11 protein-coding genes and 1 tRNA gene are annotated in these 16,452 nt (G+C 40.4%); 4 read left to right on the top strand and 8 right to left on the bottom strand.

Translation table 11 applies throughout. The annotated features are described in order from the left end of the window. Window positions 1-53: 53 nt before the first annotated feature. Entirely contained in the window at window positions 54-632 is a 579-nt protein-coding gene (locus tag BIZ36_RS08400; protein ID WP_222937317.1) for a SprT-like domain-containing protein, read from the bottom strand. Window positions 633-772: 140 nt separating this feature from the next. Between BIZ36_RS08400 and eutB the strand changes: the two genes are divergently transcribed. Continuing rightward, complete coding sequence (gene eutB, locus BIZ36_RS08395; protein ID WP_187457443.1) at window positions 773-3,091, top strand: ethanolamine ammonia-lyase subunit EutB; 2,319 nt, start codon at window positions 773-775, stop codon at window positions 3,089-3,091. On the opposite strand, the gene BIZ36_RS08390 is transcribed toward eutB, so the two are convergent. From BIZ36_RS08390 to porV, 6 genes are all read right to left on the bottom strand, one after another. Then, window positions 3,088-3,768, bottom strand: coding sequence for an SDR family NAD(P)-dependent oxidoreductase (locus BIZ36_RS08390; protein ID WP_187457442.1), 681 nt, complete (start codon window positions 3,766-3,768; stop codon window positions 3,088-3,090). The two genes, eutB and BIZ36_RS08390, sit on opposite strands and share 4 nt — an antisense overlap. Further along, window positions 3,768-4,814, bottom strand: a complete 1,047-nt coding sequence (locus BIZ36_RS08385) for a M28 family metallopeptidase (RefSeq protein WP_187457441.1) — start codon at window positions 4,812-4,814, stop codon at window positions 3,768-3,770. The genes BIZ36_RS08390 and BIZ36_RS08385 overlap by 1 nt, the downstream gene beginning before the upstream one ends. An 85-nt stretch (window positions 4,815-4,899) precedes the next feature. Then, a complete protein-coding gene (locus BIZ36_RS08380) occupies window positions 4,900-6,534 on the bottom strand; it encodes a pyruvate dehydrogenase complex dihydrolipoamide acetyltransferase (protein ID WP_187457440.1) in 1,635 nt (544 codons plus the stop codon). Window positions 6,535-6,545: 11 nt separating this feature from the next. Further along, window positions 6,546-7,541, bottom strand: a complete 996-nt coding sequence (gene pdhA, locus BIZ36_RS08375) for a pyruvate dehydrogenase (acetyl-transferring) E1 component subunit alpha (protein ID WP_187457439.1) — start codon at window positions 7,539-7,541, stop codon at window positions 6,546-6,548. A gap of 205 nt (window positions 7,542-7,746) precedes the next feature. Continuing rightward, window positions 7,747-8,232 carry a cytidine deaminase gene (gene cdd, locus BIZ36_RS08370; protein ID WP_187457438.1) on the bottom strand — a complete coding sequence of 162 codons (486 nt, stop codon included), beginning with the start codon at window positions 8,230-8,232 and terminating at the stop codon, window positions 7,747-7,749. Window positions 8,233-8,313: 81 nt separating this feature from the next. After that, complete coding sequence (gene porV, locus BIZ36_RS08365) at window positions 8,314-9,465, bottom strand: type IX secretion system outer membrane channel protein PorV (protein ID WP_187457437.1); 1,152 nt, start codon at window positions 9,463-9,465, stop codon at window positions 8,314-8,316. 476 nt (window positions 9,466-9,941) lie between these two features. On the opposite strand from porV, the gene gldJ reads away from it, so the two are divergent. Further along, window positions 9,942-11,606 carry a gliding motility lipoprotein GldJ gene (gene gldJ, locus BIZ36_RS08360; protein ID WP_187457436.1) on the top strand — a complete coding sequence of 555 codons (1,665 nt, stop codon included), beginning with the start codon at window positions 9,942-9,944 and terminating at the stop codon, window positions 11,604-11,606. Window positions 11,607-11,676: 70 nt separating this feature from the next. Next, complete coding sequence (locus tag BIZ36_RS08355; RefSeq protein WP_187457435.1) at window positions 11,677-12,954, top strand: UDP-N-acetylmuramoyl-tripeptide--D-alanyl-D-alanine ligase; 1,278 nt, start codon at window positions 11,677-11,679, stop codon at window positions 12,952-12,954. 18 nt (window positions 12,955-12,972) lie between these two features. On the opposite strand, the gene BIZ36_RS08350 is transcribed toward BIZ36_RS08355, so the two are convergent. Next, window positions 12,973-13,047, bottom strand: a tRNA-Val gene (locus BIZ36_RS08350). A 188-nt stretch (window positions 13,048-13,235) separates the two neighbouring features. Between BIZ36_RS08350 and BIZ36_RS08345 the strand changes: the two genes are divergently transcribed. Further along, complete coding sequence (locus BIZ36_RS08345; protein WP_222937316.1) at window positions 13,236-16,436, top strand: DUF1553 domain-containing protein; 3,201 nt, start codon at window positions 13,236-13,238, stop codon at window positions 16,434-16,436. Window positions 16,437-16,452 lie beyond the last annotated feature (16 nt).

Here is a 16,452-nt window from a genome sequence, read left to right as displayed (position 1 = left end):
TACGTTCAAATATAACTTTATGTTACATTCAACAATTTATTTCAAAGATTCCTTTACGAATCTACTAACTCTACTTCAGCATTGGGCTGAAAAAGATACATTCTTCCTGTAGAAATCTCCACACATTCGTATCTCTTGACCCTTCTGTTCCCTTTTTTATATAGTTTACCGTTGTATAGTCTAAAAATACTTCCGGTAGGCAGTTCAAAAACGTAGGATTTATCTGATTGTTGTGTATCAAACTGTTTCAACGCAATAGACAGTTTTGCATCTGTACTACTACTTGCCTTTGGATTTTTAAAATGATTGGCCAACAATGGCAAAAGTTGCGTAGGAAATACTTCTGGCCGTATGAAAGGAAGCATTAAATATTGAAAAGTTCGTTTCCATTCCATACCATGGGGCTTTATTCCTCTCCCATATTTCTCAAATGCCACTAGATGAGCAATCTCATGAACGAGGGTAATCAAAAACCGATATTTGTTTAAGGTAGCATTGACGGTAATCTGATGCTTTCCATTAGACATTCTTCGGTAATCACCGTGTCTGGTAACCCGTTCGTTCACAATCTTTAAATGCACTCCGGTTTTCTGAATCAGCTCAAAACAGGAAGGCACGGCCCTTTCGGGCAAATATTTATTTAAAACGTGATGCACTGCTCACAAAAATAACGGAAGAACTTTAAATAATGGTTATATCAATGCAAGGCTTCAATAAAAATCTTTAACTTGTGGAGACTCAGCTTATCACAACCCCATAAATCTATATTCCTATGGATCATATAAGCCGTAAAGATTTTTTAAACAAGATGGGGCTATTGGGAGCAGGAACCTTCCTTTGGCCACAAACTCAAGATTCCCCAAAGAACTTTTCACCATTACCTACGTCCGGTGTTACTATCGATACTATCAAACCCAAGGAAACTATTTTTGAATACATAAAGAGAAAACACGGAAGCTTTAACCTTACCGCATACCAAAAAATAATTGGGGCTGCCAATGAATTCAAGGAAGGGGACGCTAGTTTGGGAGTTGCAGCTAAAGATATAATATCTAGAGAACGAGCGAGACAACTACTTGGTAACACTTCCATTTCTGAACTGGACCATCAAAGTGTTTATACGGATGATTTATATCGATTAATCAAAGAAACCACTAAAGAATCAACATCTATAGGCAATTGGACGCTAACCGAACTCAAAGAATTTACTTTAATTAAGGATGAAGGGGAAATAAAAGCAATCATGCCCGAACTTACGAGTGATTGTATCGGATGTCTCGTAAAGCTCATGACCAATGAAGAACTTATTGGTGTTGGGCAAAAAGTATTTAATCCGCTAGAGAACAGCAAAATTGGAAGTAAGGGATATTTGAGCGCCAGGGTACAACCCAACTCCCCTACAGATAACCCCGAAGATATAATTTGGCAGGTATTTAATGCTTGGTCATATGCCGTGGGCGATTTGGTTTTAGGAACTAATCCCGTTAGTAGTGAGGTTGAATCGGTAGCCAAAATTGAACAAACCTTATTTGACGTATTAAAGGTATTTGGCCTGGAAAAAACCATGTCTAATTGTGTTCTTTCACACATTGATGTTCAGGCGGAGGTTGAAAAAATACAACCCGGAACTACCGGAATTTGGTTTCAAAGTTTAGCAGGAACCGTTAATGCCAACCGCACCTTTGACCTCAGCATTGAAAAAATGCATAATCACGTTAAAAATCGTACCGGGCTTTATGGGCTATATGCGGAAACCGGGCAAGGCGCCGATTTTACTAACGGTCATGGGGCCGGTTTTGACATGGTGTTGCATGAGTCAAGAAAATACGGATTTTTGCGAGCCCTTGATTTACAGTTCAAGGAACAAAACGTGGACACTCAGAAACCTTGGGTGCACGTAAACGATGTTGCCGGATTTATTGGCCCAGAGGTTTTTAAAAGTAAGGAACAACTGGTGAGATGTTGTTTGGAAGATATTGTCATGGGAAAACTACATGGTCTAACTATTGGGCTTGATGTTTGTTCCACCTTGCACATGGATGTCAGTCTAGATGACCTAGACTGGTGTATAGACCAAATAATGCCAGCAAACCCGGCTTACTTAATGGCCTTGCCTACCAAAAACGACCCCATGCTCAGCTATTTGACCACCTCTTTTAGTGACCATGTTAGGGTAAGGGCAAAATTTGGTTATAAGATTAATGACGCCATGTGGCAGTTTTTTAAAGACATAGAAATTATTGATCACAAAGGTCAACCAACAGCTAACTTTGGAAATCCTACATGGGTTTATTTTAAATATTGCCAAGCAAAAGGAGACCAAAGAGATTATTATGAAATAAAAAAGGAAGGGGAAAATAGTATTGAAAGAATTAGACAACGTGGTGTACCCATTTCTGAAGGTTTTGGAGAACATATTTGGAACCTAGAACCAGAACTGGAAAAGCAAGTTAGGTGGCTTTATGAAGACGCCAAGAAAAGTTTATGGAGCAATATGACAGACACTTTTATTAAAACGATTCCTGCAGCCATACCCATTATCACTAGTTCCAAGGATAGACAGGATTATGTGTACCATCCAGAATCCGGGGAGAAACTTACTTCCGAAGCCATATCTGTTTTAACAGATTTAAAAGCAAAATGGAAAAATAATGTTCCGGATATTCAATTTATAATTTCAGACGGACTCAATCCTTTGGCCTTAATGGATGATGGTCATTTATTGCCCTACCTGTCCAAGCTGAAAAAACAACTTACAAACAAGGACTATTCGGTAAACAAAGAGAATATTATCATAAAACATGGTCGCGTACGCGCAGGTTATGCCTGTGGCGAAATATTGTATGGAGAAGACCAAAAATCTTCTATTAATAAGGCCATTGTACACATTATTGGAGAAAGGCCAGGCTCTGGCCACCATAACTTTTCTGCCTACCTTACTGCAGCTCCAAGAAGCTCTTGGTCGCAACCCGGAATGATCGACCATAATATCACCAAGGTAGTTTCCGGAATTTCGGATACCTCGCTTACCCCGGATAGAGCCACGGAACAAACCTTGACTATATTGGACCGTTTATTTACCGTAATTTAAGGTGTGCTATTACTTACTTGAAGCATTTTGCCGTTGTAAAGTTCATTTCCGGTGAGGGCAAAAGTTTTGATATATGAAGCCATTTGTACAGCGGTAACAGGAGCTTTGTAGCCCGGAAAAGCCTCTTCCAACATTTCTGTTTGTACCGCTCCCAGTGCCAAAACATTGAATGAAGGACCGGATTCCTTAAACTCCTCTGCCCATAACTCAGTTAAGGTAATAACGGCACCTTTACTGGAACTATAGGCAGAAAGCCCAGGAAATTTCATACTCCCTTGCACTCCGCCCATAGAACTAATGGTCACCACATGCCCATTTTTTGGCATTTTTGAAAGAACCGCCTGGGTCACGGAGGCAACCCCAAAGACATTTACCCTATACACTTGTTCAAATTCTTCAGAGGAGGTTTGTAAGAAAGGTTTATTAAGCAAACTACCGGCATTGTTAATAAGAATATCTACCTGTTCCCATTCATCACTTATAAACGTTGCAAGCTTATCTAAATCTGAGGTTTTTGCCAAATCAAAAGAAAAAGAGGTAACATTTGCAAGTTTCAATTCAGTTACCGGCCGATCGTTTCTTGACAAAGCCAATACCTGATGTCCTTCTGCAGCAAATAGCTTTACCAACTCAAATCCTATTCCCCTGCTTGTGCCGGTTATAATTACATTCGCCATTAGTAGTACTTTATTTCTTTCTGTGGAGAATTGGCAACCCCTTCAATAACGGGTATGCTCTGGTTAATCAATTTTGCCATATGATCAAAATCCATTTCGGATACTTCATCACCTACTTTGTGATAATAATTGTAATTAGTGAAATCAAAAGTGCAAAATGTTTGGGAAGGCACCCCAAATACTTCATGAAAAGGATAATTATCTGATCTCTTAAAAAGTCCGAATTCCTTGGCTTTTGGTAGAAATCCGGTATAGGTGGCAACGGAATAACTATTGACTACATCCGCAAGGTTAGATTGTTCGTAGCCGGTAAGATAGGTGAGATATTCTTTACCCACCAAGGGAACGCCTACCATTTCATAATTCAAAAGAACATATAAGTTTAATGAACTATCCTTTAGTTTCTGAGCCAAATGTTTAGACCCAAGAAGTCCTTTCTCCTCCGCACTAAACAGGACAAATAGCAAACTCCTTTTATTGGTTCTGTTCTTTCCAAAGTAACGGGCCAATTCCATTACCGTGGTGGTACCTGAGGCATTATCATTGGCCCCATTGGCAATTTTATCTCCATTTTCCGGCTCAATCAAACCTATGTGATCATAATGTGCCCCTATAATAATGTATTCGTTTTTAAGCTGCTGGTCATTTCCCTCTACCCAACCAACAACATTAAATGCCGGCTTTTCAAAATTGGATAAGGTATCTCTATAGCTTGTAAAAAAGGGCTTTACCCCATTATTTTTAAAATTGGTCTCAATGTATTCTGCCGCTTTGGTAATTCCTTCGGTTCCCGAATCTCTTCCTTCAAGTTCATCTGAAGCCAAAAAATTCATAATGGAAGAAACCTCCGTAGCACTTGTAAAATTAACTTGGGAAATTGAAGCTTTGGCAATTCCCTCCAAATCACTGGCCTTTTTAGGCACGTCCATGAGGGCACGATTAAATTTTACGGCATCCCCGCTTTGCAAAGTGACGGATTCCTCCACTTTGGTAGAACCACATGCTATGGCCAAAAGACCTGCCATCAAAAGAATTCCATTTTTCATAGTAAAGATTTTGCTACAATTTAGAAATTAAAAAAGGCATCTCGAAAAAAACGAGATGCCCAATTTTAAAAAATTTATAGTTCGTCTAAGCCAGCATTGTTACCGGATTCTCTAGATACGAACGCAATGTTGCCAAAAATTGCGCACCTGTGGCACCATCAACCGTTCTATGGTCGCATGCCAAAGTTACTTTCATAGTATTACCTACTACAATCTGCCCGTCTTTCACAACTGGTTTTTGTACGATTGCACCAACCGAAAGAATGGCGGAATTAGGTTGATTGATAATAGAAGTAAATTCCGAAATACCGAACATACCTAAATTAGATACTGTAAAAGTACTGCCTTCCATTTCTGCAGGGGTAAGCTTTTTAGTTCTTGCCCTACCTGCTAAATCTTTTACGGAAGCACCAATTTGGGAAAGGGACATTTGATCGGTAAACTTCAATACCGGAACCACCAATCCATCTTCTACGGCAACCGCCACACCAACATGAACATGATGGTTATATTTAGTAGTATCACCGTTCCAAGTAGTGTTTACTTGAGGATGCTTTTTAAGTGCCATGGCACAAGCCTTTACTACCATATCATTAAAGGACACTTTAGTTTCTGGCAACTCGTTTATTTGCTTTCTGGAAGCCATGGCATTGTCCATACTTACTTCTATAGTAAGATAATAATGGGGGGCACTGAATTTGGATTCCGAAAGGCGTTTAGCGATAACCTTACGCATTTGAGAATTTTTCACCTCTTCTATGCTCTCCTCACCCACTGGTAAGTTCACAGGAGCTACGGATTTACTGGTAGCTGCCCCAGAATCGCTAGCAGCTTTTGGCTCGGCCTTAGCCTCGGGCTTATAATTTTCTATATCCTTTTTAATGATTCTACCATTGTCACCAGAACCGGAAACGCTTGCCAAATCTATACCTTTATCAGCAGCGATTTTCTTGGCCAACGGAGAAGCGAAAATTCTTTTACCATCTCCTACAGGTTTGGAACCTTCTTCTTTGGAAGACTTTGAATCTTCTTCTTTTTTAGGAGTATCTGCTTTGGTTTTTTTCTTACCCGAGGAAGGCTTACTGTTAAGCACCGCATCCACATCAGTACCCTCAGGGCCAATAACGGCCAACACAGCATCCACTGGAGAGGACTCTCCTTCTTGGATTCCTATATGCAATAAGGTACCGGAATAAAATGATTCAAATTCCATAGTAGCCTTGTCGGTCTCAATCTCCGCCAAGATATCCCCTTCTTCAACAGTATCACCCACTTTTTTCAACCAGGAAGCCACAGTACCTTCTTCCATAGTATCGCTTAAACGGGGCATTTTTATAATTTCGACCCCTTCAGGAATTTCAGAACCACCTTCTTCTTGAGTTTCGTCCTCATCTGCCGAAGATTCCTCTGAAGCGTTTTCAACTTCTGCTTCCTCAGAAGTACTTCCACCTTCGCCATTCAGCAAACCGGAAATATCCTCACCCTCATCACCTATAATTGCCAAAAGCGAATCTACCGGTGCTCCATCTCCTTCTTCAATACCAATATGTAGCAATGTACCTTCATAAAAGGACTCAAATTCCATAGTGGCCTTGTCCGTTTCAATTTCAGCCAGTATATCGCCCTCTTCAACTTTATCGCCAACGCTTTTTAACCACTTGGCCACGGTACCTTCTTCCATGGTATCGCTCAATCGGGGCATGCTTATAATTTCTGCCATTTAACTACTTATTATTTATGTTGAACAAATGGAGTATCTTCCTCTTCGTAGACCATATCATACAACTGCTGTACTGGTGGAAAATCTGACTCTTCGGCAAATTTCTCACACTCCGCTACGCGTTTTTTAACATCGTTATCAATCTTCTTGATTTCCTCGTCCGTTGCGTATTTATTCTCCTTGATTATATCCAATACTTGGGTAATTGGGTCGATCTTTTGATATTCCTGCACTTCTTCCTTGGTACGGTAGTGCTGGGCATCAGACATTGAGTGACCTCTGTAACGGTACGTTTTCATTTCCAAGAAAGTAGGTCCGCCACCTGTACGTGCACGGTCAATTGCCTTACTCACTTCTTGGGCAACTGTTACCGGATTCATTCCATCAACCGGGCCACAGGGCATTTCATAACCAAGACCCAATTTCCAAATTTCTGTTGAATGAGAGGTTCTGGCGACCGAGGTACCCATGGCATATCCGTTGTTCTCACAAATAAATACTACAGGTAACTGCCAAAGCATTGCCAGGTTCATAGCTTCGTGAAATGAACCTTGTCTTACGGCACCATCGCCCATATAACAAAGGGTCACATTATCCCTCTTAAAATATTTATCTCCAAAAGCCATTCCCGCGCCCAAAGGAATTTGACCACCTACAATACCATGGCCACCGTGAAAACGATGTTCCTTTGAGAATATATGCATGGAACCGCCCATACCTTTTGATGTACCAGTAACTTTACCATATAACTCCGCCATAACGGCTTTTGGGTCCACACCCATACCTATTGGCTGAACGTGGTTACGGTAAGCAGTGATCATACGATCCTTAGTGAGGTCCATTGCATGCAACGAACCGGCCAACACGGCCTCTTGTCCATTGTACAAATGCAAAAACCCTCTCACTTTTTGCTGAATGTAAACTTGCGCCAGTTTGTCCTCAAACTTACGCCAAAACAACATATCCTCGTACCACTTTAGATATACTTCCTTGGTAATTTTTTTCATTGATGCTTTTTAAATTGGATTCCGATACATCTTGAAGTTCCTAAGCTTCCCGGAACGCACAAGAAAAGCAAAAATACATATTAAATTATTAGATGAAAAAAATTGCGATAAAAGGTTACCTAGAATTTACAATGATTCAAATACTTGGAAAAAAGTTCAGGCTAAAAACTCAGAAAACACTTTCAAAAAAAGCAGTTAAACGGGTTTATCCCAAATAGGAACTATCAAAACCCAGGGGAAGTATATCCGCTACGGAACTGCATTTATAGACCTCCCCGCTCTCACCCATTAACAACAAGCTTATGGGAGCCTCTTGTTTTACCTCATACTCTTTTAGAGATTGCCTACAATTGCCACAGGGAGCTACAGGACTTTCTACTTTTATATTTTTTGAGGCAGCAGTAATTGCAACAGCCTTGATCTTTACATTGGGAAAATTTGCACCAGCATGGAATATGGCCACTCTTTCAGCGCACAAACCAGACGGATATGAGGCATTTTCTTGATTATTTCCACATACTACTTCCCCATTTTCCAATAGAACGGCTGCCCCTACAAAAAAATTTGAATATGGAGCATACGCATTGTTCCTTGCAAAAAGGGCTTGTTTCATCAAGGATGCATCCTCCTCATTCAATTCTTGCTGAGAATCATACACTTCCAGTTCAAAAGCTATCTTATGTTTACGCATAATAGTTTAAATATCTTCTAAAACTACGAAAACCTGCAAGATGCAGGCTTTCATTATAACATTGAAAAAAGTATCGTCTTTTTAATCATTATAAAATTCTTCACCTAAATTAAATGTCAGGGAAAACCTTAATGTATTTTCCACTGGGTTGGTAATTTGGGAAGTAGAGAAAAGATAGGACAAATCAATCTGGGCAGACTTAAATCTAAATCCGGCACCCAAGGTAAAATATTTTCTAAATCCTTTGACATCGCTTTCATTAAAGTACCCGGTACGGAACATAAACGCATCTTGATACGTGTACTCAGCTCCCAAAGCCCAAGTCATCTCTTTTAACTCCTCACTAAAGCCGTCCGGAGCATCGCCAAATGATTTAAACACACCGTTTAAAAATCCAATATCCTGGTATTCATCATTATCGGCAGCATCCAAATCCCCGTCACCGTCAAAATCTTGAGGTGTAGGCACCAACAATTTATTAAATTCAGTTGTTAACCCAATGGTATTATCTTGATCAAGAATAAAGTCAAACCCAAGACCTAACCTCATATTAGCTGGGATGAAGTTCTTCTGACCATTTTCGTCATATGAAATTTTACCCCCTAAATTTGAAATATTGAATCCACCTCTCCAACGACCGTCAAAACTGTTGTAAGCAATTTCCCTTGAGCGATAAAACCCTGCCACATCAACCGCAAACGTGCTACCAGGTTTTGAATCTATGTTGGCATCTGCTTGAAATTTCAGGTTAGAGCGAATGTAACGCCCCCCTACAGCCATGGAAAACGTAGGACTTAACTTTAGGGAATAAGAACCGTCCAAAGCCAATTCATTTGGCTTAACAATACTTCCCTGATCATCAAAAGTTTGTCTTAATTCGATATCACCCAAGGTAAAATAACGCAAACCAACGGCAAACGCACTTTGTTCGTTTATCTTATTAAAATAGCTTGCGTTCAATAAGCCAATACCCGAAACTGTGTTGCTTAAGTATGGCGTATATCCAAGTCCTATTCCCATTTTTCTTTCGGCGAAAGCGAACTTTGCGGGATTCCATTGCTGGGCAAAAGCATCTGAAGAAGTAGCCACTCCCATATCCCCCATTCCAGCAGCCCTGGCATCAGCAGCAATATTCAAAAAAGGTACCGCCGTTGTGATTACACGATCACTTGCCTCCTGTGCGGATAATTTGCAAGCTAAAAACAGCAAAATAAGTACTGAAAATCTTTTCATTTTTCTTAGGCTAAATTAAAGTCGGTCATTTTTAGAGTAAGTCAACATCCAAATATTGCCATTAAACGCAAAAGTATAGATGTCGTACATGTAAACGGGCAAATAAGACATATCTTATATGACACCCATAAAATATTTTAAATTATAGGTAAGACGCAAATAAATTAGATGAACCACTAACTTTGCACCCCTCACATTAATAAAAATCAATTTTCGCAACAAAGTAAAGTATGTAAGAGATAAAGAAATGATTACACCTATACTATATCTTAAAATGCTCCGTTATGCTTTTTAGAGAAGCCTGACTAACAATGCGAATAAGCTTCCAAACAGTTTGAAAATATTTTATTTGGCTATAAAATATTATGGTTAAAACCCCGTTTTATATGCCGAAAGTTAAGACTAATAATTAATCAAAATACAAATTTCGCCTGATATCATTACGTAAGCGAACCATTTGAACTCAAGTCCTAATTATGAAGAAACAGTTTATCAAAGTTGTACTTTCTTGTGCAGTGGTTGCAGGAGGTTTTACGGTCACCAGCTGTAAAAATTCCGGATCTTCCAAAAACGTGTCGAGAGCCACAGGATGGAAAATAAACGCCAACGAAGGTGGTTTCCAATACAATACGGATTTTAAGGAGCAAGAAACAGCTCCAGGTCTTGTATTTATTGAAGGCGGAACTTTTACAAAAGGTAAAGTACAGGATGATGTTATGCACGATTGGAACAATACCCCAACCGCACAGCATGTTCAATCCTTTTACATGGACGAGACGGAAGTCACCAACGTAATGTATTTGGAATACTTGGACTACCTTAAAAGCGTCTACCCTCCTGAAAATCCTCAATATGCCAATATTTACAAAGGTGCCTTGCCTGATACCTTAGTTTGGCGTAATCGTTTAGGATTTAATGAAACCATGACCAACAACTATTTAAGACATCCTGCTTATGCAGAATATCCTGTTGTAGGTGTCAACTGGATCCAGGCAACACAATTTGCCGAGTGGAGAACAGACCGTGTGAACGAAATTTATTTGGAGCGTGAGGGTTATTTGGCAAAAGATGCCAAATATAAAGCCGCTACCGGTGAAGTTGCCGGAACATTTAGCACAGAAGCTTACCTAAATAGACCAGAATCCGTTTATAATGGGCAGATAGATTCCTTACAAGGTAAAATGAAAAAGGATAGTGTTAGCAGTTTTGCGAAAAGAAGTAGCGGTGTGATTATGCCAGAATACCGTTTACCAACTGAAACAGAATGGGAATATGCTGCACAGGCCAACCAAGGCAACAGGGAATACAATAACTACAGAGGTAGAAAAAAATACCCGTGGGATGGTGATTACACCAGAAATGGACAACGTGTAGGACGTGGTGACCAATTGGCCAACTTTAAGCAAGGAAAAGGAGATTACGGCGGTATTGCCGGGTGGTCTGATGACGGTGCCGATATCACTGCAGAAGTAATGTCATACAAACCAAACGACCTTGGTCTTTATGACATGGCCGGTAACGTTGCAGAATGGGTTGCAGATGTATATAGACCTATTGTTGATGACGAAATAAGCGATTTCAACTACTATAGAGGAAACATTTATATGAAGACCGCTATTGGAGAGGATGGAAAAGTAAATGTACTTAGAGATTCTATTGTATATGACACATTACCTAACGGAAAAGTAGTTGCGGTAAACCTTCCTGGTGAGATTGCAATGGTGCCTGTAGGAGAAGAAGAAACTTATTTGAGAACCAACTTCTCAACAAGTGACAACAGAGGGTACAGAGATGGTGACCCGGGCTCTTCAAGGTTCTTTGACAGATTTAGTGACGAAGAAGAGGAAGATCAAACTAAAATGTACAACTCCCCCACACATAAAGTGGAAAGGGATGAAGAAGGTAACTTAATTCGCCAGTACGACAAATCCAACAACAGAACTACCTTGATCAATGACGAGGTAAGGGTTTATAAAGGTGGATCCTGGAGAGATAGAGCTTATTGGCTAGACCCTGCGCAAAGAAGATATTTGCCACAATATATGGCAACGGATTATATCGGATTTAGATGTGCCATGTCAAGAGTTGGTTCCAAATCAAAAACCAAGAACAAAACTCCTAGAGGAAAAAAGGTGAGATAAGCCTGATATACAAGAAAAATGAAAGTCCCGGAACAATTTGCTCCGGGACTTTTTTTATACATTTACTTCCATGGAAATACAGCAAATTCACGAACAATTTTTAGCAAACCCTATAGTTTGCACAGACACGAGAAAAATTACCAAGGGATGTATTTTTTTCGCCCTTAAAGGAATCAATTTCAATGGCAACAAATATGCATCACAAGCATTGGAAAAAGGTGCCTGTCTGGCTATTGTCGATGAACAGGAATTTGCCATATCCAACCAATACATACTTGTGGCCGATGTTTTAAAAACATTACAGGAGCTTGCCCAATACCATAGAAAACAATCCAAGGCGCAAATTATTGGTCTCACGGGAAGCAATGGAAAAACCACCACCAAGGAATTGATACATTCCGTCATTTCTAAAAAATACAAGACTATTGCCACTAAAGGCAATCTTAACAACCACATTGGTGTTCCATTAACGCTATTATCCATTAAGGAAGATACTGAAATGGCCATAATAGAAATGGGAGCCAATCATCAAAAAGAAATTGAATTTCTCTGTTCCATAGCCCAACCAGATTTTGGTTATATCACCAATTTTGGCAAGGCGCACTTAGAGGGTTTTGGCGGTGTAGAGGGTATTATTAAGGGAAAGAGCGAACTATACCAATATTTAACAGAAAACAAGAAATCGGTTTTTTTAAATGCTGATGACCCCATCCAACTTAATAAGCTCGAGTCTTACATCAAAAAATATGGGTTTAGCACCCAAAATAAAGATTACTACATTATCGATTTCTTAGGTGCCTCGCCCTTTGTTCGACTGCAACTTGAAAATCTTAAAATTCAAACCAATTTAATAGGTAGTTACAATTTTACTAATTGTGCGGCCGCCGCCCTTATTGGGAAATATTTCAATGTTCTCCCGGAGAAAATCAAAGAAGCGCTGGAGGAATATATCCCAAATAACAACCGCTCACAAATTCTAGAAAAAGGTGACCGCCAAATTATACTTGATGCCTACAATGCGAACCCCACTAGTATGAAAGCCGCTTTGGAAAACTTTCAACAAATGGCAGGGGACACCAAAATTGTTTTTTTAGGTGATATGTTCGAGTTAGGTGAATCAGCTAAAAAAGAACACCAAGAAATTGCGGATTTGGTCAAAGAAATGAATTTTCAACAGTCGTTTCTGGTAGGCGAAAACTTTGCGACCACAAATACCAATATTCATCAATTTAGAACTTTCGATTCACTTTCAGAAAACTGGCCTACATTAAAACTAGCTGAGAATTGCCTAATACTCATTAAAGGATCTCGCGGAATGGCCCTTGAAAGAATTTTGGACCTATTATAGTTGAAGGAAATAAAAATGTGGGTTATACTGGATTCGAACCAGTGACCTTTGCCCTGTCAAGGCAGCGCTCTAAACCAACTGAGCTAATAACCCAAAAAGCTGGGCAAAGGTAAAATTAATTTCCGATTCTAAAAATGAAAAATAAAGGGGACCTCTTTCATTGAAACCCTTTGTCCAAGATGTATCCATATCTTTAATTCTATAACAAATGGTCTTATCTGTTGTAGACTCGAAAAATTTGAGCAAAAAAAGGTATTTTTAGAAATCCATTACACCAAACCATGCTCAAACGTTTTACCATACTTATCTGCTCGTTGTTGGCACTAACTTCCTGTACCTTAAAAATGCCCGAAGATGTTGAAGTTGCTTACAACGATTTACCACAGGATATAGATTTCAATTTTCATATAAAACCTATTCTCTCCGATCGGTGTTATTCTTGCCATGGACCAGATCCTGGTACAAGACATGCCGATTTAAGACTAGACCTAGAAGAAAATGCTTTTGAATCCTTAAGCAGCGGCAATCACGCGTTTGTAGCCGGAAGACCAGCCCAAAGCGAAACTGTTGTTAGAATTCTAAGTGACGACCCCGAAACGTTGATGCCCCCACCCGAGTCCAATCTCTCCCTTTCGGCAAGGGAAAAGGCCATGATTGTCAAATGGATAGAACAAGGGGCCGAATGGAAACCTCATTGGGCCTTTGCTAAACCCGAAAAACCTACTCCACCGAAATTGAACAATGTTGATTTAGCTAAAAACGAGATTGATTATTTTGTCCAGGACCAATTACTTCAAAAAGGGTTTGCCCCCTCACCAGAAACCAATAAAGAACGATTACTTAGACGGGTAACCATGGATTTAACGGGGCTGCCCCCTACCATAGAGGAACTTGATGCATTCTTGAACGATTCAAGTTCTAACGCCTTCGAAAAAGTAGTGGATGAGTTGCTCAGCAGAGACTCCAATGCCGAAAAACTCGCATTAGACTGGATGGATGTTTCAAGATACGCTGATTCCCATGGTTTGCATGCAGATGGTTGGCGCTCTATGTGGCCTTGGAGAGACTGGGTTATAAATGCTTTTATAAAAAACATGCCGTACGACCAATTTGTAACTTGGCAGCTGGCCGGAGATTTAATGCCCAATCCAACCACGGAGCAAAAATTGGCCACCGCATTCAATAGAAATCACCCAATGACAGCTGAAGGTGGAGCAATAGAAGAAGAATTTAGACTCAATTACGTTTGGGACCGCTCTGAAACGGTAGGTACCGCACTGATGGGTCTTACGGTTGCCTGTGCCCGTTGTCATGATCATAAGTTCGATCCTATCTCCCAAAAAGACTATTTTCAAATGGCCGCCTTCTTCAATAACGTGAAGGAATTGGGGATGACCGGGGATGACGGAAACTACGGACCAATTTTAGCGCTTCCCAATGAAGAGGAATCAAAAGAATTGACACAGCTGGAAAAATCTATCGAACAAAAGGTAAAGGAACTAGAACTTACTAAAAAAGAGCTAAGTGATTTAGATAAATACATCAAACAACTCCCCAGTTCCGCAAAGCAAAATAGCTTGATAGGTCATTATCCATTAGACCGCCTGAACAAAACTGGAAAGGGTGTAATTGCCGATGGAAATAAAACTGCAACGGCTGCCAAAGCCCCTGAATTAATCGATGGTAAAAAGGGAAAGGCTTTTGTTTTCACTGGCGAGTACGATGAACTTAACCTTGATGAAGTTCCCAATTTCGAGTGGACGGATAAATTCTCCGCAGCCCTTTGGGTGAACACTACCAAACGGGAAAAAGACAAAACACAACAGTTATTGGGTACTTCAGGACAGAAAAATAATTTCTGGAGCGGTTGGGATTTTTATTTAGATAGCCTCAATCGTATAAATGTTCGCTTGATTCATTCGCTACCGCACAATTACGTTCATTTACGTTCTAAGGATTCCATAAGAAAAAATGAATGGAGGCACGCTGCCTTCACTTATGACGGCTCAGGAAAAGCATCCGGTTTGAAGATTTATCTAGATGGAAAAAAAGCCAACAGTGAAATTGCCTACGACCGACTGACCAAATCCATAAAAACCCTTCAGTCCGCTATTCATGGCATTGAAAGAAGACCGGTAAAAGTCGCCAAAAGTTACCGCGCATTTACGGGCGAATATGGAATTTTTAAAGGGGCTTTGGATGATATCTGGCTGTATGCAAGAACCCTATCCCCAGAAGAAATTCAAAACTTTGCCAAAAATTCAGAAGAAACAGGTATCCAACCCGATGCTTCCAGTGACTATTGGGTTACTCTTGACCCAAACGTACAAGGTCTCGAAAAAGAGCTGAAGGAACTCCGTAATCAGTGGATAGAACAGATGAAGCCAGTTCTGGAAGTAATGGTCATGGAAGATATGCCTGAACGCAGAAAAGCCTATGCCTACTCCCGCGGAGAATATGACCAACCCATGTATGAAGTGGAGGCCGGTACACCCGAAGTGCTACCCGATTTTCCCGAAGACTTTCCCAAAAACAGATTAGGATTGGCGCAATGGTTATTTTCCGAAGACAATCCCTTAACTGCCAGGGTTGCTGTCAACCGGTATTGGCAAATGCTTTTCGGAAAAGGATTGGTGACCACTCCCCATGACTTTGGGGTTCAGGGCTCGCTTCCTACGCACCCAAAATTACTCGATTGGCTCGCGGTAGACTTCGTTGAAAACGGATGGGATGTAAAAAAACTATTGAAAAAAATAGTCATGTCGCACACCTATAGACAAAGCTCGATTACCAGCCAAGAAATGCGTGAAAAAGACCCTACCAATATTTATCTTGCAAGAACCAACAGTTACCGGCTACCGGCCGAATTGATTCGTGACAACGCACTTGCAGCAAGCGGTTTGCTTTCCAAAACGGTAGGCGGCAAAAGTGTACAGCCTTATCAGCCCAAGGGTTTGTGGATAGAAAAAAACAGTTTCTCGCACAAACTATTGCATTATAAGGAATCAGGAGGCGACAGTATTTACCGAAGAGGCTTATATACCTTCGTAAGGCGAACTTCACCCCATCCCGCAATGACCGCTTTTGACGCTCCATCAAGGGAAGTATGTACCGTAAAACGTGAAAATACCAACACCCCTTTACAGGCTTTGGTACTCATGAACGACCCACAATTTGTGGAAGCCTCCAAAGTTTTGGCTACTCGCATGATTTCGGAAGGAGGAAAGAATATTGAAGATCAAATCGCTTATGGCTTTAGGCTGGCGGTAAGCAGAAAACCAAAAACCGAGGAAAGTAAAATTTTCAAAGAGCTTTTTGAAAGTCAAGCAGAAAGGTTTACTGAAAATCCGCAAGAAGCAAAAGAACTACTATCAGTAGGCCAAAAAGTAATTGCCAAATCCTATGACCCGATGCAGGTTGCGGCTCTTACCATGGTGGCCAATACCATGCTAAATCATGACGAAGCGTATATGAAGCGATGATTACCAAACCCGATTA

This window comes from Cytophaga sp. FL35, assembly GCF_014349235.1.
In the GTDB taxonomy this organism is placed as follows: Bacteria; Bacteroidota; Bacteroidia; order Flavobacteriales; family Flavobacteriaceae; genus Euzebyella.
This window is presented reverse-complemented; position numbering and strand designations above follow the sequence as displayed.

Coding starts and splice junctions, on each gene's coding strand:
- eutB (WP_187457443.1), top strand. CDS start 773: ATGGATCATATAAGCCGTAAAGATTTTTTAAACAAGATGGGGCTATTG.
- BIZ36_RS08390 (WP_187457442.1), bottom strand. CDS start 3,768: ATGGCGAATGTAATTATAACCGGCACAAGCAGGGGAATAGGATTTGAG.
- BIZ36_RS08385 (WP_187457441.1), bottom strand. CDS start 4,814: ATGAAAAATGGAATTCTTTTGATGGCAGGTCTTTTGGCCATAGCATGT.
- BIZ36_RS08380 (WP_187457440.1), bottom strand. CDS start 6,534: ATGGCAGAAATTATAAGCATGCCCCGATTGAGCGATACCATGGAAGAA.
- pdhA (WP_187457439.1), bottom strand. CDS start 7,541: ATGAAAAAAATTACCAAGGAAGTATATCTAAAGTGGTACGAGGATATG.
- cdd (WP_187457438.1), bottom strand. CDS start 8,232: ATGCGTAAACATAAGATAGCTTTTGAACTGGAAGTGTATGATTCTCAG.
- porV (WP_187457437.1), bottom strand. CDS start 9,465: ATGAAAAGATTTTCAGTACTTATTTTGCTGTTTTTAGCTTGCAAATTA.
- gldJ (WP_187457436.1), top strand. CDS start 9,942: ATGAAGAAACAGTTTATCAAAGTTGTACTTTCTTGTGCAGTGGTTGCA.
- BIZ36_RS08355 (WP_187457435.1), top strand. CDS start 11,677: ATGGAAATACAGCAAATTCACGAACAATTTTTAGCAAACCCTATAGTT.
- BIZ36_RS08345 (WP_222937316.1), top strand. CDS start 13,236: ATGCTCAAACGTTTTACCATACTTATCTGCTCGTTGTTGGCACTAACT.